We start from the raw sequence: 15,021 nt of genomic DNA, 5'->3' as shown, positions 1-15,021 counted from the left end.
TGGCAGGTGGGATTTAACGGTCGCGGCAAGTCCGGGTCTGCTAAATCCCCCTCAATCCCCCTTTTACAAAGGGGGAGGCGGTCTATTTGTGTTGCATACTTACGATTTACCTTGGCGACCACTAGAAGCGGTGGTAGCGGGCGCCACCAATCTTGAGCGCCCGCTGCGCCACGGCGTAATGGGGCAGAGTTTCCTCGACGATGGCCCAGAAGCGGGGGGAATGGTTGAGTTCCCGGATATGGGCCAGCTCGTGCACCACGACGTAATCGATCTGGCTGATGGGCGCCTGGATCAGCCGCCAGCTCAGGCGGATATCGCCGCGCGAGTTGCAGCTGCCCCAGCGGGTGCGCGCATCGGACAAGGCCACGTTCCGCACCGCCAGCCCCATGCGGCTGGAGTAATGCTCCAGCCGCTGAACGAAATGGCGGCGCGCTTCGGCGCGATACCACTGTTCCAGCTTGCGCCTGACCACTTCCGCATCGCCGGTATCCGGCACCTTCACCACCAGGGTATCGTCCTCCAGCAGATGCGACTGAGCGCGTGGGCCGCCTTCCATCAGGCGCAACACCAGTTCGCTGCCCAGGAACAGCAGCGTTTCCCCGTCTGTGCAATTAAAGGAGGCCGGCTGGCGCTCCTGCCATTCTCGCAGCTTGTCGAACAGCCACCCGGAACGCTCCCTCAGCACCTGCTCCAGGCGGCTATCGGCAGCCCGTTGCGGTGCACTCACGGTCAGACCTCGATGGTCGATGCACAAACCGATAGTCCGGCGTTTCGGGCTGCGCTTGAGCAGATAAGGGATTTCCTGGCCATCCAGCCGGAGGGTGCGGGTTTCGCTGGCGGCGCGGGGTTTGGCGAAGAGACCCAAGGCTAGGATTCCTTGGCGGCGATGTGCGCCATTTCGCCCTCGATCCAGGCTTCAGCCCGCGCGTTCAGCTCGTCAGCCTTGATCCCTTTCGAATCGATCTGCGGGCCGAAGCTGATAGTGATCGTACCGGGCCGCTTGAGAAAACCGTTCTTGCCCCAGTACTCGCCGGCGTTATGCGCTACTGGCAGCACCGGGGTTCCGGTATGTGTGGCGAGCCAGGCGCCGCCGATGTTGTATTTGCCTTTCTCGCCCGGCCTGACACGAGTGCCCTCGGGAAAAACCACGACCCAGAAGCCTTTTGCCAAGCGCTCCTTGCCCTGATCCAGGATCTGCTTCAGTGCGGCCCTGCCTGCTCCCCGATCGATGGCAATCGGGCTGGCGATGGCCAGCGCCCAGCCGAAAAACGGGATGCGCAGTAGCTCTCGTTTCAACACCCAAACCAGCGGCGGCAGAATGTCCTGGAACGCCAGGGTCTCCCACGCCGACTGGTGCTTGGACAGAACGATAACCTGAGTTTTGGGGATGTTCTCCCGGCCGACGATGCGGTAGGAGAGCCCGCAAGTCAGCTTCAGCCAGCGCAGCATGATCTTTGCCCAGTGCGCGATCAAGCGGTAGCGGGTGACGGGGTCGAGGGGCAGAGAAAAGAAGGCTGCGAAAAAAAAGAATGGGGTGAACAGCCACATCCCCAGAGCGAAGATGAAGGAACGAATCCAGATCATGCGCTGATCTGGATGACGTGCTTGACTGCTTCACCAAGGTCAGCGAAAACCAGGGTGTTTTCAGGCAGCCCCCCTTTTTCCTGGGTTTTCATGCCTTTGCCGGTAAGCACCAGGATCGGCTGGCCGCCCACTTCCGCCGATGCCTGCAAATCACGCAGGCTGTCGCCGATGCAGGGTACGCCAGCCAGGCTCATGTTGAAGCGCGCAGCGATTTCCTGGAACATGCCGGGCTTGGGTTTGCGGCAGCCGCAATCCGAATCGGCGGCGTGGGGGCAGAAAAAGCAGGCATCGATGCGCGCACCAACCTGGGCCAGAGTCTTGTGCATCTTGTCGTGGATTTCGTTGAGCATGGCCATGTCGAACAGGCCGCGGCCGACGCCGGACTGGTTGGTCGCAAGCACCACCTTGAACCCGGCCTGATTCAGGCGCGCAATCGCCTCCAGACTGCCGGGGATGGGCTTCCACTCTTCCGGGCTCTTGATGAACTGGTCGCTGTCGTAATTCACCACGCCATCGCGATCGAGAATGATCAGTTTAATTTGGGGCATAAGTCTATCCCGTCAGGATACCAGTTTCGAAATATCCGCCACCTGGTTCATCAGTTCACCCAGGCTTTTCAGCAGCGCCAACCGGTTGTTGCGCAGTTGCGGCTCATCCGCCATCACCATCACCTGGTCGAAGAAGGAATCCACCTCGGATCGCACTCCAGCCAGTGCAGTAAGCGCCTCAGTATAGCCGCCGTTGCAAACAAATGAGACCACACCCGGGGCCAATTCGTTCATCGCCCCAAACAGCGCCTTTTCCGCCGCCTCCGACATCAGCGCCAGATCCGCCCCACCCGCCGGCAATTCGCCGGCTTTTTTCAGGATGTTCTGGATACGCTTGTTGGCGGCCGCCAGCGCTTCCGCCTCCGGCAGTTGCTTGAATGCCCGCACCGCATCCAGGCGCGGAACCACCAGGTCGATGCGGGTCGGCGCCTGGCTCACCACCGCGTCGATCTCATCCGGCGCGAAGTTCTTGTCGCGCAGATAGCCTTTCAGCCGCTCCAGCATGAAGCCGTGGACATCGAGCGCCACGCTATCGGCCAGCATTTCCGTCGGGAACAGCGCGCGGGTCTGCTGCAGCAGTTGCAGAAGGTCGAGCGGCAGGCCCTTCTCGGCGAGGATGCGCAGCACGCCCAAGGCATGGCGGCGCAGCCCGAAGGGGTCCTTGTCACCAGTCGGCACCAGGCCGATGCCGTAGATACCGACCAAGGTATCCAGCTTGTCGGCCAGCGCCGCCGCCGCACCGATGTTATCCTGTGGCAGCGCATCGCCGGCGAAGCGCGGCCAGTAATGCTGCTCGATGGCGCGCGCCACTTCCTCTCGCTCGCCATCATGGAGTGCGTAATACTGCCCCATGATGCCCTGCAGTTCGGGGAATTCGCCCACCATGTCGGTGAGCAGGTCGGCCTTGGCGAGATGCGCGGCGCGCTCGGCCAGCTCGGCGCTGGCGTTGAGATGGCGGGCGATCTCGCCGGCCAGCTTGGTGACACGCTGAGTCCGCTCGAGCTGGGTGCCCAACTTGTTGTGGTAGACCACGTTACCCAGCTTCGCCACGCGCGAAGCCAAGGTCTTCTTACGGTCCTGATCGAAGAAGAATTTGGCATCCGCCAGACGCGGGCGCACCACCCGTTCGTTGCCGCCGATCACCGCACTCGGATCAGCCGGGCGGATGTTGGAGACGATCAGAAACTGGTTGCTCAGCTTGCCTGCCATATCCAGCAGCGGGAAGTATTTCTGGTTTGCCTTCATGGTCAGGATCAGGCATTCCTGCGGCACGCCGAGAAATTCCTGGCCGAAGTGGCCGACCAGCACATTGGGGCGCTCCACCAGGCCGGTGACTTCGTCCAGCAGGGCATCGTCATCCACCGGCTTCACGCCGCCGACTTTCGCCGCCGCTTCATCGAGCTGGCGCACGATGTCGGCGCGGCGCGCTTCGAAACTGGCGATCACCGCTCCCTCGTTTTTCATCTGTGCCGCATAGCTGTCGGCATCCTTGAGGCTAACCGGGCTGACAGCGGCTTCGAAGCGGTGGCCCTGGGTGGTACGGCCGGCGTTCAGTCCGAGCGCACTCACTGGCACCACCTCCGTGCCATGCAGGGCCACCAAGCCGTGCACAGGGCGCACGAAGTTGACGGTGCTCCAGCCCGGCTGTTCACAGTTTTCATGCAGCTGGTAAGCCATCACCTTGGGGATAGGCAGCTTGACCAGCGCCTCGTCCAGCGCCTTCTGCAACCCTTCCGTCAGGGTCGCGCCCTTGGCCACGCTATCGAAAAACAGCGCTTCGCCCTTACCCTCGCCGACGCGCTTCAGATTCGGAACCGTAGACTCATCCAGCCCCAGCGCAGCGAGCCGCTTCAGCAACGCAGGAGTGACCTTGCCATCGGCATCCAGCCCCACGTTCACCGGCATCAGCTTGTGCGAAACCGGCTTGTCCGCAGCCTGTGCGGCCACCCCGGCAACATGCACCGCCAGACGGCGCGGCGAGGCGTAAGGCGTCACGACAGCATCGGCTGCGGCCAACCCCTGCGCCTTGAGAGAATCCGAAACGGCAGCAGCAAAAGCATCGCCCAGCTTCTTCAGCGCCTTGGGCGGCAGCTCTTCGACAAAAATTTCGACCAGCAAATTCTTCATGCTCATGCCGCCACCTTCTTCTCGATTTGGGCGAGCACTTCGTCGGCCCAATCCTTGGGCGCCATCGGGAAGCCGAGCCTTGCGCGGCTATCCAGGTAGCTCTGGGCAACGCTGCGCGCCAGGTTGCGGATGCGGCCGATGTAGGCGGCGCGTTCGGTCACCGAAATGGCGCCGCGGGCATCCAGCAGGTTGAAGGTGTGCGCGGTTTTCAGCACCTGCTCGTAGGCCGGCAGGGCCAGCTGGCTTTCCATCAGGTGCCTGGCCTGTTTCTCGTGGGCGTTGAAGGCGGTGAGCAGGAATTCCACATCGCTGTGCTCGAAATTGTAGGTGGACTGCTCCACCTCGTTCTGGTGATACACGTCGCGATAGCTGAGGCCCTTGGTCCAAGTCAGGTCGAAAACGTTCTCGACGCCCTGCAGATACATCGCCAGCCGCTCCAGGCCGTAGGTGATCTCGCCGGTGATCGGCTTGCAGTCGATGCCGCCGACCTGCTGGAAATAAGTGAACTGAGTCACTTCCATACCGTTCAGCCAGACTTCCCAGCCCAAGCCCCAGGCGCCCAGGGTGGGATTTTCCCAGTCGTCCTCGACGAAGCGGATGTCGTTGCTCTTGAGGTCGAAGCCCAGTTCTTCCAGCGAGCCCAGGTAAAGTTCCAGGATGTTTTCAGGAGCGGGCTTCAGCACCACCTGGAATTGGTAGTAATGCTGGAGACGGTTGGGATTCTCGCCGTAGCGGCCATCCTTGGGTCGGCGCGAGGGCTGAACGTAGGCGGCACGCCACGGTTCGGGGCCGATGGCGCGCAGGAAGGTGGCGGTATGGCTAGTGCCCGCGCCCACTTCCATGTCGTAGGGCTGCAGCAGGGCGCAGCCGCGTTCGGCCCAGTATTTCTGCAGCGTGAGAATGATTTCCTGGAAAGTCAGCATTATTTCGTTGTTCGATTTTTTGAAAGGGGTTGATTTTACTTCTTTTCCGGGCCGGTAAAAACCCTGCGCCAAAAGTGCGGACTAGCGCTTCAGTTCCCGGTAAAAATTTTCATGGCTACCCAGCAGCAGCAAAACCCGTGTCGATGGGTCGTATTCATACGCCAACAGGCATTGCTGCTTGATGCATTGGAATTTATAAACGAACACGCCGGCCAGATCGCCCTTCTTGGCCTCGCCCAGTTCCGGGTTTGCCACGATGGCGGCCACTGCCTCATCCACCGCATCTTTCTGGTTGTTATGTAGCCGCTTGTAGGCTCTCAGAAAAGCATTGGTCTGGATAACCTCGATTTCAGCCACGAAGTTGCCCTGGCACAAAGCGGGTCAAATTTTCCCGCGACTCATGCTTGGCTCGCAGCAACTCAACGATAAAATCGGTAGGCAAATCCGGGTTGTCGAGCGCGGTTCGGCCGACAGTCGCCCAGAACTCGATCTGCCCGGCAATCGTCCGGTGCTCAGCCTTGGCCACATCTCTGGCGTGCTCATAAAGCGCTTCGTCGATTCGTACAGGTAAACTCATTGAGGGCCTCCGATTAATTTACTACATTTGTAGTGTATTTCGTTTGTGGAGTGGCTGCAATCAAATAAGCGGCTCAGCGCATCAAATCCAGTTTCGCGCTGCGCGGCAGGCGCTTAATCTCCAACTCGCGCCGGCTCGCAGAAGCGCGGTCAGGCTGGGTCTCGGTGAAGGCTATTTTGACCGGAAGGCGACTGCGCGTATATTTCGACGCCGTGCCGCTGTTGTGCGCCGCCAGGCGCTTTTCCAGGTCGTTGGTAATGCCGGTGTAAAGCGTGCCGTCGGCACATTCCAGCATATAGCAATACCATCCGCTCATCGTCTCCGGCGCCCCGGCTTTTGTTTTTCTCTGGCTGTCATCACCTTGCCTGCGATCCGGTTCGCCGCAAGCAGCAGCCCCAACAACCCGAGTAGCGGGAAATTTCCGAATCGCACATACGGCGTCGCCCCGGCAAAACCCTGAGCCTCGCCCTCCAGCCGGGTGACGGTGAATTCCCGCGCGCGCTTCAGCACTTCGCCGCGCTGGTTGATGATGGCGGTGATGCCGGTATTGGTGGCGCGCAGCATATAGCGGCCGGCCTCCAGCGCGCGCATCTGCGAAATCTGCAGGTGCTGCCAGGGCGCAACGGTATCGCCGAACCAGGCGTCGTTGCTGACATTGACCAGCAGCGATGCGGCCGGCAGCTGGTTGATCAGCTCCTCGCCGAACACGTCCTCGTAGCAGATCGCCATCGCCACCTTCTGGCCAGCCACCTGCAATGGCGGCTGGATGATCTCGCCGCGCGCGAAGTCCGACAGCGGGATGTGAAGCACATGAATAATCCAGCCGAACAGCGGCTTGAACGGGATAAATTCACCGAACGGCACCAGATGGACTTTGCGGTAAACCTGCACCGGCGAACTGCCGAGACTCAACACGCTGTTGAAATAATCCCCGCTCTCGGCATGCTCAGGCACACCCACCAGCACATCGCCCCCCAGCGCACGCGCACGCTCTGACAGCATTTCCAGGTAGCTCAGAGGCAGGTCACGCAACAACATCGGCAGCGCCGTTTCCGGCAGCACGATCAGGCGCCCCGAGCTCGCCAGAGTCATCGCCATGTAACTGTCGAGCGTGGTCTTGGCCTTGTCCTCGCGCCATTTCATCTCCTGCGGTATGTTGCCCTGCAGCAGGCTGACCGAAACCGGCGCGCCCAGCGGTTTGACCCATTCGACCTGCTTCAGCGCAAACCCCGCCACAGCCAGCACCAGAATGATGATCGCCGGAAAAACCATGCCTGCCTTGCCGCGCCCGAGCAACCGGGCATCGGCCGCCAGCGCCAGCGCACCGGCACACAAGGCAGAAATCAGAGACACGCCGTAGACACCGATCACAGGCGCAAAGCCCGCCAACGGGCTGGCTACGGCTTGCGAATAACCCAGCGCCAGCCAGGGAAATCCAGTGAAAAGCCAGCCCCTTACCCATTCCATCAACACCCACAGCGCCGGCATCAGCAACAAGGCGCGGCGCCGGGTCAGACCGCCGGGACCGGCCTGGAGCAAGCCCACTGCGGCAGGGAACAGAGACAGCACCAGACAGAACAAAAAGGTCGCCACTACCGCAAGTAACATCGGCATACCGCCGAATTCGTGAATGCTGACGTAAACCCAGCTCACCCCGGCGCCGAAGAAACCCAACCCGAAAGCGAAACCGGTGTAGGCCGCAGCCTTGCGCGACGAGGCCCGCGACCAGAGCAGAAACAGCGCCGCCAGCGTGAGCAGCGGCAGGAAGAACAGAGCGTCCGGCGCGAATCCGGAAACGCTGACCGCCCCGAGTATCAGGGCGAAGGCCATCTGTACCGGCAGTTGGGTAAAGAATAGAGCGGAACGCCTCGTCACATCTACTCCATATCCAGCGGACTCTTCACGCCTCTGCCGCCACAATTGAGTACATGCGTATAAATCATCGTCGTAGTCACATCCGAATGGCCAAGCAACTCCTGCACCGTGCGGATGTCGTAACCGGCCTGCAGCAGATGGGTCGCGAAGCTGTGGCGCAGGGTATGGGGTGTAGCAGGCTTGACCAAACCCGCATCCCGTACTGCCTGCTTCACCGCCCGCTGCACCGCCTGATCCTGCACATGATGCCGCCGCACCGCCCCAGACCGTGGATCTACCGCACGATTCCCCGAAGGAAACACATATTGCCAACCCCACTCCCGCGCCGCATTCGGATATTTCCTATCCAGCGCATGCGGCAAATACACCTCACCAAACCCCTCCGCAATATCCTGATCGTGCAACGCCTTCACTTTCAACAAGTGTGCCTTCAAAGGATTCAACAATGTGGTCGGCAGCATTGTCACCCTATCCTTCGCCCCCTTGCCATCCCGAATCAGAATCTCCTTACGCGATAATTCCACATCTTTTACCCGCAAGCGCAACGCCTCCATCAGGCGCATTCCCGACCCATATAGCAAACTAGCCACCAACCAATGTGTCCCGGAAAGACGCGGCAACAGCGCCTGCACTTCTGCCTGCGTCAACACCACTGGCAACCGTTTCGGCGTTTTTGCCTGTTCCACGTTCTCAAGCCAGGGCAAATCTGCCCCCAAAACCTCGCGATAAAGAAATAGCAAGGCGCTTTTAGCCTGATTCTGCGTAGAAGCCGCCACCCGCCCTTCAACTGCAAGCCATGTCAAAAACTCCTCCACCTCACGCGCGCCCATCTCATTCGGATGGCGCTTGCCATAATGACAAATAAATCGTTTAATCCAATCTAGATAAGCCTGCTCGGTGCGGATACTGTAGTGCTTTAAACGAATTTTCCCGCGTACCTGATCCAACAAGCGCGGCGAAGTAGACAAGGCGGTAGAGTCAGTCATTTTTAGGATGCCCTAAAAAACAGGAACAAAATGATATTAAACCATTTTTTGATCACAGTGCAGGCCATATCATCAGAAATGACGCTTTATAAAGCGTCATTTTAGGATGCACACTTTACGTTAGAGCGCAAAGCGCGCGGAGAAATCGAATTGTTATCGATCTTATCGTTTTTGCTTTTTTTTATAGCGTTCCTTGTGTTCGTTCGCTGGGATCGCCGAAGAATTGATCAAGGCGCACCCGACACAGACATTCGCCAAAAAATACAGAACGGCTGGAACGCTTCCCAATCTGCCAAATATCAAGGGGCCGCCGGAGTTGCCGCAATAGCCGCCGTTAGCGCAATATCTCAATGGTTAAGCCCAAATTTGCCTCCCTTCACAGGTCGTTGGTCTTGGCTAAATATTGCAGCTTATGAAGCTTTTGGTACATATGGCATGGCCTTCGTGACAACTGTTGCATCCCTCGCATTTGCAATATCCGCTTGGTCACTATGGAAACAAGTTCGCCGGCCCATCAAATGAAACCCCGGTCACAAATGCGCTCTAACTCGGCAGTCGAGCGGACTGGCCGTGAAGCGGCGCTTTGCATGGCCTGTGGTAAATTACACGCTTTGGGCTCTGGTCATTTTCGGTGGTCGGCCAGCCCCTCACTTCTACGTTAGGTTTCAGCAGTGGCCATACTGCTACGCGAATTTGTAAGGAGAAACGATGAAACTTCGCCTTCCGTACTTTGATCTCTCACCTGAAGCCTTAGCGGGTCTTCGCGCCGTTGGCTTGTGTATTCAAGATAGTTCGCTAGGTCGACAGTTAGTCGAGCTGATTTATCTACGGGTGTCTCAAATCAATGGATGCTCGTTTTGCCTAAAGAAACACTCCAAGACTCTACGCGATTATGGTGAGTCTCAAGACAAGCTAGACAGTTTGGCTGGATGGCATGCAAGTAATGCTTTCTCTGGAAAGGAGCGTGCCGCACTTGCTTGGGCAGAGGCGCTGACGCACATATCAAACACACATGCACCAGACGACGTTTTCGCCACACTGCGGGAGTTCTTTACGGACAAGGAAATATCAGATCTAACATTTGCCATATCAAATATGAACGCACTGAATCGCCTTGCAATTAGCATGAGGCAATAGATAGTTTATGCGTGGCTCCATTCCGCCTCGTTTTGCTCCCATTATTTTTGGGGCTCTTCTGTCAATCATTATGGTTTCCATCGTATCGGCAGCAGTTATCGTGGTTAATCAAGGAATCGCCACTGACTTTCTTGCGCGATGGGCAAGGAGCGTCGCTACTACTTTCCCGATTGCATTTCCTACTGTTCTCGTAGTTGCCCCTACTGTACGGCGGGTGGTTGGCTATCTCACGACAACTCGCTCTGACTCAACATGAAACCTAACTCTGCGCTCAAGCGGGACTGCGCAAAAGCGCGCAGCCCCTTAGCTCCACGTTGGGCGTCATTCATCATCACCATCCGGCAATATCAAATCCGCGTGCCGCTTCAGGCTCTCAAGTTCGGTTCCTCCCACGGTCGCTTTCGGGTAATCGCATTCCTTTTCGCATTGCTCCATCCCGAATGCCTCATCAAAGGCAACGGTGGCAGCCTCTTCCGGGGTTTCGGCTTCGACCAATATTTGCTGGCTGGCTTTTACAATCACTTCGTACCAAGGCATGTTCATTTCCTTTCTTCGACTCACGCCCAACCCTGCATTCGAGCGGGACTGGCTGTATGCACACTCTTCACGGCCTGTCGGTTATTGAACTCTCGGGGCTACGTCCAAGTTTCGTGGCGGCCAGCCCCTCAATTTGATCGTTGGGCTTTCCGATGAGTGATCATTCCGAAGTGGTAGACACAAAGCGTCGTGGCACTTTTCTCAACGGCTTTCTCTGGCTTGTAGTCGTTACCAGCGCTTACTTGTTCCTGAGCAATCTACTTGCAATTTCTAAGGACTTCGACACATTGCAATCTTATCCTTCTCAAGTTCAGTTCTTCGCCTACGCATCAACCATCCTGTGGGGGTTGCGCATCGTAGGGGGCATTGCTGCAATCTTATGGAAGAAGTGGGGTATATATCTGCTCGCGCTAACTTTTCTGCCTGGCATTGCATTTGGTACGCTCGTGTATCCCTCCGTCCAAGACGCAGTGCCAAGCTTTCTTGGACTTGTGCTCATCGCTTTCTTGGTTCGGTCTAAATGGAGCCACTTCGCTTAGCCCAACCCATCATTCCACCGGACCTGCGCGAAAAGCCGCGCAGGCCGGTGAATTCAAACGTTATGCACTTAGGAATCACTATGCCACTCGACATTGAAGTAATCGCGAAACTCCTGTCACCGCTTATCGCCGCTCTGATAGGCGCAATAGCGAAGCGATATTTCGAGGGCAAGCCAAAGCTGATCTCGTATCTAGTCCACTCGTCTGCAATCCCGCTAAACGATGACAAAAATACGCAGGTCAATACTCACTGCATTGTCGTCCGTAATGCCGGGAAAAAGACGGCACATAACATCCGTGTTGGGCATAACTTTCTGCCCAAAGGCTTTCAGATTTATCCTCCCGTAAGCTATACCGTGCTCGAAAGCTCCAACGGTTCTGCCGAGATCCTTATTCCAACTCTTGTGCCTAGCGAGCAAGTCTCAATTTCATATCTCTATTTCCCGCCACTCACATGGAGCCAAGTCAACGCGTACACAAAGTCCGACGAGGGAATGGCAAATATCATCAATGCAATCCCAACCCCTCAGCCCTCAAAGTTCGTCGTTCTGCTTATTGGCCTGCTCATGTTCCTCGGGGCCTCAACCTTGGTCTATTGGCTGTTCTTGTTTGCTGCACGCTTGGTGACGCAAAGTGCATAACCCGGCAGTCAACCGGACGCTGCGCGATAAAGCCGCGCAGCGCCGGTTACTTCTACGTTAGGCACATTACATTATGTCTGAAGTTAGGATTCTGCTAATTGAAGGTATTTTCGGCATGCCTTCTGTGTTCATTCTTGGGCTGATCTTCATCCGCCTGTGGCGTATGGCGCCCCCATTCCTCAAGGCATATCGTCTCAGAGCCACCCTTGCTCTGCTTCTCATAGTTGCATGCTCAGTTGGCGTTCTTGGTTATGTCATCATATTCGCCATAGAGTTCTATGAGCTTCGAACCTGTTATGGTGCCGGCTGTGCTCAGGGAGGGCTCGGCACCTTCATAGCAACGCCTTTTGCTTGGCTAAGTTTGGCGCTCACGTGGGCGGTCTCACGCACAATATTTAGCTCCAAGTTCTTTCCTCACTTGCCCGAATAATTGGAACATCATCGTGTGCACGGTAAAACATTGGCATGTCGCTCGAACCTCGGCTTGGAAACCCTGTGCGCCTGTGCCTAACCTATCCATCAACACGGACGCCAGCGATAAAACCGCTGGCGCCGGTTATGTCCAACGTTAGAGGTTAAATGCAAGTGGCTCCATTGAAACTTGTCGCATGGGTCTTAGGTATTTCAGTGCTTATGGCGCTGATAGTCCCCGATTTTTCTCATGAAAACCTCTCTATAGTGGCCATTCAAGTCCTTGCGCCCATTGCCATCGCCGCACCTGTTGTATCTGCTGTATTCAGCAGTAAATTGAGTATGACATCAGGCGTTACCCTTGCTCTTGTTGGCATTGCTATTCACAGTTTTACTAGTGCAGTGGTTTATCTCATTTCAGCCGGCTCGGCCGCTTTCTTCGATGGCGTTACAGTGCCAATCCTCATTGGCTCTACCGCTCTAAAGGTTCTGGCTGTTGCGTTAGTATTTATTACGGGGTCGGGCTACCATGCCATTGTCAAACGGGGTCGTCATGGATAGTGCAACCTCTAACATTACGGTCGAGAGGGACGCTCCACAAGCGGGGCGGGCTTCGCCTATTTTCGCTCCGCTCACTCCGCGCCCCTCACCTCTACGTTGGGCGTCTTGATCCGTGATGAATCCTCGCCTTGTTTCGCTAAATTCTGATCTGGGTATTCCAAGCCAGTTCTTGGCGGCTCGAGGCTTTTGCGAGTGCGAGGAAGCGTCCTGTCTTGAAGTTGCTGAAGTTGGGGCCGACGGCAAAGATCACCTGCTGGTTCCCGCCGCAGCGAACGCTTGGCACAATCTCAAGTCCGCAGCCCTTAGCGATGGTGTTTCGCTATTCATAGTCTCCGCCTTCCGTAGCATCGACCGCCAAACCGAGATTGTTCGCCGAAAGCTTGAGGCCGGCGCGCCTATCGAAGACATACTTACCGTGTGCGCTCCGCCCGGGTTCAGCGAGCACCACACTGGACGCGCCGTTGACCTATCAAGCCCTGGCTGCCGCTCGCTGGAGCTTGAATTCGAGCAAACATCTGCATTTGCTTGGCTTCGTGCGCGTGCTTCCGAATTTGGCTACTATCTCTCTTATCCCATTGGCAATAACTACGGTTACCAGTTTGAGCCTTGGCACTGGTGCTTCAACAACGCCCAACCCATCGTTCCAGCGGACGCTGCGCGATGAAGCCGCGCAGCGCCCCTGAACTCAAACGTTAACCCTGCAATCCACCGGACCTGCGCACAAAGCCGCGCAGGCTGGTGATTTTTAACGTTGGAATTGAAGCGTATGAAAAACAGATGCGAATGGTGCGGTACTGATTTGCTGTATGTAAAATATCACGATGACGAATGGGGAGTACCGCTACATGATGATCGCGGTCTTTTCGAGTTGCTAATTCTCGAGGGCGCGCAAGCAGGTCTGAGTTGGCTAACCGTCCTCAAGAAGCGAGACAACTATCGCAATGCTTTCCACGGATTTGATCCGCATAAGGTGGCTAGCTATTCCGCGACGGATGTTCAGCGACTGCTGGCAGATCCCGGTATCGTGCGGAATCGCCTGAAGATTGAATCGACCATTAGAAATGCACGAGGCGTCCTCGCAATCAGAGAAGAGTTCGGTTCCTTCGACTCTTTCATTTGGCGTTATGTCGACCATCACCCCAGGCAGAATGCGTGGCGATCGCTGGTCGAGGTGCCTGCCAGAACCGCACTATCTGACACGATAAGCAAAGACCTGAAGAAACGGGGATTTAACTTCGTTGGATCTACTATTTGTTATGCCTTCATGCAGGCTGTCGGGATGGTGAATGACCACGTCGTTGGTTGTTTTCGCCATGATGAAGTGAAGAAGATCGCCCAACAAGACGCTCCAGCCGACGCCAGAAAGCGGCGCGACAGAGCTTTACCGTTAAGCCGTTAATGAACACCACAACCCGAGCAGCACTTCCAGAGGAAATGTCCATAGTTCGGCAGCTCTACGATGAAGCTATGAAGGCCTACATCGAGTGTATTTGGGGTTGGGATCAATCATGGCAAGACACCGACTTTGCAAAAGCCTTCGTATCCTCTGTGACCTACCTTATTGAAACTGATTCAATTATTTCCGGCTACTTCCAAGTCGAACTCGGTGAAAAAACAGACTATCTGCGAATGTTGATTCTCAAGCCTGAAACAAGGTCTATTGGAATTGGAGCAAAGGTGCTGTCAGAAATCCTGAAAATTTCTCACGATGGCGGCAAAAACCTAATGCTACGAGTATTCAAGATTAACACTGGGGCAAAGCGATTCTATGAACGAGAAGGCTGGACTGTTGTGAACGACGATGATGAGTTCTTCCTGATGGAGAACCAATTGTATCCAGAGGTACAGCCTAACCTTTCATTCCAGCGTACAGCCAAAAGCTACGTGTTTTTCGTCCGCTGAATTCCTACGTTAAGCGTCATCACGAATTAATGACCAACCTAATCGAGTTCGAGACTAAACGCCTCCGTTTGCGTCAGTGGCACCCAAATGACCGTGAGCCATTCGCTACGCTTAACGCAGACCCGAAGGTCATGGAGTTCTTTCCTGCGTCGCTTGATCGAACAGCAAGCGACGCAATGGCTGACCGTTGCCAATCTCTAATCGCAGAGCGCGGTTGGGGATTTTGGGTTGCCGAAACGAAGGAAACCTGTCAATTCATTGGTTTTGTAGGGTTGCACGTACCGATTGCCGAGCTTCCATTTTCTCCGTGTATCGAAATTGGCTGGCGGCTCGCCTTCCAATACTGGGGCAAGGGTTTCGCTACTGAGGCCGCAAGGGCTGCTCTTCGCGTTGGCTTCGAGTTGCTTAGTTTGCCGGAGATCGTATCCTTTACCACAGCTCGCAATCTCAGGTCACGTACAGTTATGGAAAGGCTTGGCATGTGTGAGACTGCCGAAACATTTGAGCACCCCCATGTGCCGGTGGGTAGTTCACTTCGCCAACACTGCTTGTATCGGTTGTCATATGATCAATGGGTGGCACAACAAAAAGTCGCGGGGTAAAATCTTGCAATCAAGCACCCAGCCTAACTCTGCATTCGAGCGGGACTGGCCGATATGCGTTCTCTTTACGG

Annotated in this window: 21 protein-coding genes; 10 read left to right on the top strand and 11 right to left on the bottom strand. The window is 56.3% G+C overall.

Annotated features, from left to right (window positions below):
• Nucleotides 1–121 precede the first annotated feature (121 nt).
• The 10 genes from SCT_RS10490 to SCT_RS10445 form a co-directional block, all read right to left on the bottom strand.
• Nucleotides 122–865, bottom strand: a complete 744-nt coding sequence (locus tag SCT_RS10490) for a M48 family metallopeptidase (protein ID WP_059422644.1) — start codon at nt 863–865, stop codon at nt 122–124.
• A gap of 2 nt (nt 866–867) precedes the next feature.
• Entirely contained in the window at nt 868–1,584 is a 717-nt protein-coding gene (locus tag SCT_RS10485) for a 1-acyl-sn-glycerol-3-phosphate acyltransferase (protein ID WP_059422641.1), read from the bottom strand.
• Nucleotides 1,581–2,123: a D-glycero-beta-D-manno-heptose 1,7-bisphosphate 7-phosphatase gene (gene gmhB, locus SCT_RS10480; protein ID WP_059422788.1), complete on the bottom strand. Its 543-nt coding sequence runs from the start codon at nt 2,121–2,123 to the stop codon at nt 1,581–1,583. The genes SCT_RS10485 and gmhB overlap by 4 nt, the downstream gene beginning before the upstream one ends.
• A 21-nt stretch (nt 2,124–2,144) precedes the next feature.
• Nucleotides 2,145–4,265: a glycine--tRNA ligase subunit beta gene (glyS, locus tag SCT_RS10475; RefSeq protein WP_059422639.1), complete on the bottom strand. Its 2,121-nt coding sequence runs from the start codon at nt 4,263–4,265 to the stop codon at nt 2,145–2,147.
• A complete protein-coding gene (gene glyQ / locus SCT_RS10470; RefSeq protein ID WP_059422786.1) occupies nt 4,262–5,182 on the bottom strand; it encodes a glycine--tRNA ligase subunit alpha in 921 nt (306 codons plus the stop codon). The genes glyS and glyQ overlap by 4 nt, the downstream gene beginning before the upstream one ends.
• Before the next feature lie 81 nt (nt 5,183–5,263).
• A complete protein-coding gene (locus tag SCT_RS10465; RefSeq protein ID WP_059422637.1) occupies nt 5,264–5,539 on the bottom strand; it encodes a type II toxin-antitoxin system RelE/ParE family toxin in 276 nt (91 codons plus the stop codon).
• Nucleotides 5,532–5,759, bottom strand: a complete 228-nt coding sequence (locus SCT_RS10460) for a ParD-like family protein (RefSeq protein WP_059422635.1) — start codon at nt 5,757–5,759, stop codon at nt 5,532–5,534. The genes SCT_RS10465 and SCT_RS10460 overlap by 8 nt, the downstream gene beginning before the upstream one ends.
• Nucleotides 5,760–5,832: 73 nt before the next feature.
• Nucleotides 5,833–6,075 (bottom strand): GIY-YIG nuclease family protein, encoded by a 243-nt coding sequence (locus SCT_RS10455; RefSeq protein ID WP_059422634.1) that lies wholly within the window; start codon nt 6,073–6,075, stop codon nt 5,833–5,835.
• Nucleotides 6,072–7,589 (bottom strand): apolipoprotein N-acyltransferase, encoded by a 1,518-nt coding sequence (lnt, locus tag SCT_RS10450; protein ID WP_059422784.1) that lies wholly within the window; start codon nt 7,587–7,589, stop codon nt 6,072–6,074. The genes SCT_RS10455 and lnt overlap by 4 nt, the downstream gene beginning before the upstream one ends.
• Before the next feature lie 47 nt (nt 7,590–7,636).
• Nucleotides 7,637–8,620: an integron integrase gene (locus SCT_RS10445; RefSeq protein WP_059422632.1), complete on the bottom strand. Its 984-nt coding sequence runs from the start codon at nt 8,618–8,620 to the stop codon at nt 7,637–7,639.
• Nucleotides 8,621–8,770: 150 nt separating this feature from the next.
• Here SCT_RS10445 and SCT_RS17135 point away from each other — a divergent pair, with 150 nt between their 5' ends.
• The 3 genes from SCT_RS17135 to SCT_RS16805 all read left to right on the top strand — a co-directional run bounded on the left by SCT_RS17135 (nt 8,771) and on the right by SCT_RS16805 (nt 10,013).
• Nucleotides 8,771–9,142 (top strand): hypothetical protein, encoded by a 372-nt coding sequence (locus SCT_RS17135; protein WP_144408260.1) that lies wholly within the window; start codon nt 8,771–8,773, stop codon nt 9,140–9,142.
• 186 nt (nt 9,143–9,328) lie between these two features.
• A complete protein-coding gene (locus SCT_RS10440) occupies nt 9,329–9,757 on the top strand; it encodes a carboxymuconolactone decarboxylase family protein (protein WP_059422628.1) in 429 nt (142 codons plus the stop codon).
• 7 nt (nt 9,758–9,764) lie between these two features.
• On the top strand, nt 9,765–10,013 hold the full coding sequence (locus tag SCT_RS16805; protein WP_202812143.1) for a DUF2798 domain-containing protein: 249 nt from the start codon (nt 9,765–9,767) through the stop codon (nt 10,011–10,013).
• A gap of 65 nt (nt 10,014–10,078) precedes the next feature.
• Here the strand turns inward: SCT_RS16805 and SCT_RS10435 are convergent, their stop codons facing one another.
• Nucleotides 10,079–10,294: a hypothetical protein gene (locus SCT_RS10435; protein WP_059422627.1), complete on the bottom strand. Its 216-nt coding sequence runs from the start codon at nt 10,292–10,294 to the stop codon at nt 10,079–10,081.
• Nucleotides 10,295–10,446: 152 nt separating this feature from the next.
• Between SCT_RS10435 and SCT_RS10430 the strand changes: the two genes are divergently transcribed.
• The 7 genes from SCT_RS10430 (at nt 10,447) to SCT_RS10395 (ending at nt 14,950) form a co-directional block, all read left to right on the top strand.
• On the top strand, nt 10,447–10,833 hold the full coding sequence (locus SCT_RS10430; RefSeq protein WP_059422625.1) for a hypothetical protein: 387 nt from the start codon (nt 10,447–10,449) through the stop codon (nt 10,831–10,833).
• 80 nt (nt 10,834–10,913) lie between these two features.
• A complete protein-coding gene (locus SCT_RS10425; protein ID WP_059422622.1) occupies nt 10,914–11,474 on the top strand; it encodes a hypothetical protein in 561 nt (186 codons plus the stop codon).
• Between the two features lie 579 nt (nt 11,475–12,053).
• A complete protein-coding gene (locus SCT_RS10415) occupies nt 12,054–12,446 on the top strand; it encodes a hypothetical protein (RefSeq protein WP_159107895.1) in 393 nt (130 codons plus the stop codon).
• Between the two features lie 115 nt (nt 12,447–12,561).
• Nucleotides 12,562–13,110 carry a D-alanyl-D-alanine carboxypeptidase family protein gene (locus tag SCT_RS10410; protein ID WP_059422615.1) on the top strand — a complete coding sequence of 183 codons (549 nt, stop codon included), beginning with the start codon at nt 12,562–12,564 and terminating at the stop codon, nt 13,108–13,110.
• A 102-nt stretch (nt 13,111–13,212) separates the two neighbouring features.
• Nucleotides 13,213–13,845 (top strand): DNA-3-methyladenine glycosylase I, encoded by a 633-nt coding sequence (locus tag SCT_RS10405; protein ID WP_059422613.1) that lies wholly within the window; start codon nt 13,213–13,215, stop codon nt 13,843–13,845.
• Entirely contained in the window at nt 13,845–14,348 is a 504-nt protein-coding gene (locus SCT_RS10400) for a GNAT family N-acetyltransferase (protein ID WP_059422610.1), read from the top strand. The genes SCT_RS10405 and SCT_RS10400 overlap by 1 nt, the downstream gene beginning before the upstream one ends.
• A gap of 29 nt (nt 14,349–14,377) precedes the next feature.
• Entirely contained in the window at nt 14,378–14,950 is a 573-nt protein-coding gene (locus SCT_RS10395) for a GNAT family N-acetyltransferase (RefSeq protein ID WP_059422606.1), read from the top strand.
• Nucleotides 14,951–15,021 lie beyond the last annotated feature (71 nt).

The organism is Sulfuricella sp. T08 (assembly GCF_000971475.1).
In the GTDB taxonomy this organism is placed as follows: Bacteria; Pseudomonadota; Gammaproteobacteria; order Burkholderiales; family Sulfuricellaceae; genus Sulfuricella.
The sequence above is the reverse complement of the archived record's forward strand: the minus strand, read 5'-3'. Positions and strand labels throughout refer to the sequence as shown.

What these genes read in the sequence shown, in the direction of transcription:
- SCT_RS10485 (WP_059422641.1), bottom strand. Translation starts at nt 1,584, where the DNA reads ATGATCTGGATTCGTTCCTTCATCTTCGCTCTGGGGATGTGGCTGTTC.
- glyS (WP_059422639.1), bottom strand. Translation starts at nt 4,265, where the DNA reads ATGAGCATGAAGAATTTGCTGGTCGAAATTTTTGTCGAAGAGCTGCCG.
- glyQ (WP_059422786.1), bottom strand. Translation starts at nt 5,182, where the DNA reads ATGCTGACTTTCCAGGAAATCATTCTCACGCTGCAGAAATACTGGGCC.
- SCT_RS10460 (WP_059422635.1), bottom strand. Translation starts at nt 5,759, where the DNA reads ATGAGTTTACCTGTACGAATCGACGAAGCGCTTTATGAGCACGCCAGA.
- SCT_RS10455 (WP_059422634.1), bottom strand. Translation starts at nt 6,075, where the DNA reads ATGAGCGGATGGTATTGCTATATGCTGGAATGTGCCGACGGCACGCTT.
- lnt (WP_059422784.1), bottom strand. Translation starts at nt 7,589, where the DNA reads ATGGCCTTCGCCCTGATACTCGGGGCGGTCAGCGTTTCCGGATTCGCG.
- SCT_RS10445 (WP_059422632.1), bottom strand. Translation starts at nt 8,620, where the DNA reads ATGACTGACTCTACCGCCTTGTCTACTTCGCCGCGCTTGTTGGATCAG.
- SCT_RS10440 (WP_059422628.1), top strand. Translation starts at nt 9,329, where the DNA reads ATGAAACTTCGCCTTCCGTACTTTGATCTCTCACCTGAAGCCTTAGCG.
- SCT_RS16805 (WP_202812143.1), top strand. Translation starts at nt 9,765, where the DNA reads ATGCGTGGCTCCATTCCGCCTCGTTTTGCTCCCATTATTTTTGGGGCT.
- SCT_RS10435 (WP_059422627.1), bottom strand. Translation starts at nt 10,294, where the DNA reads ATGCCTTGGTACGAAGTGATTGTAAAAGCCAGCCAGCAAATATTGGTC.
- SCT_RS10430 (WP_059422625.1), top strand. Translation starts at nt 10,447, where the DNA reads ATGAGTGATCATTCCGAAGTGGTAGACACAAAGCGTCGTGGCACTTTT.
- SCT_RS10425 (WP_059422622.1), top strand. Translation starts at nt 10,914, where the DNA reads ATGCCACTCGACATTGAAGTAATCGCGAAACTCCTGTCACCGCTTATC.
- SCT_RS10415 (WP_159107895.1), top strand. Translation starts at nt 12,054, where the DNA reads ATGCAAGTGGCTCCATTGAAACTTGTCGCATGGGTCTTAGGTATTTCA.
- SCT_RS10410 (WP_059422615.1), top strand. Translation starts at nt 12,562, where the DNA reads ATGAATCCTCGCCTTGTTTCGCTAAATTCTGATCTGGGTATTCCAAGC.
- SCT_RS10405 (WP_059422613.1), top strand. Translation starts at nt 13,213, where the DNA reads ATGAAAAACAGATGCGAATGGTGCGGTACTGATTTGCTGTATGTAAAA.
- SCT_RS10400 (WP_059422610.1), top strand. Translation starts at nt 13,845, where the DNA reads ATGAACACCACAACCCGAGCAGCACTTCCAGAGGAAATGTCCATAGTT.
- SCT_RS10395 (WP_059422606.1), top strand. Translation starts at nt 14,378, where the DNA reads ATGACCAACCTAATCGAGTTCGAGACTAAACGCCTCCGTTTGCGTCAG.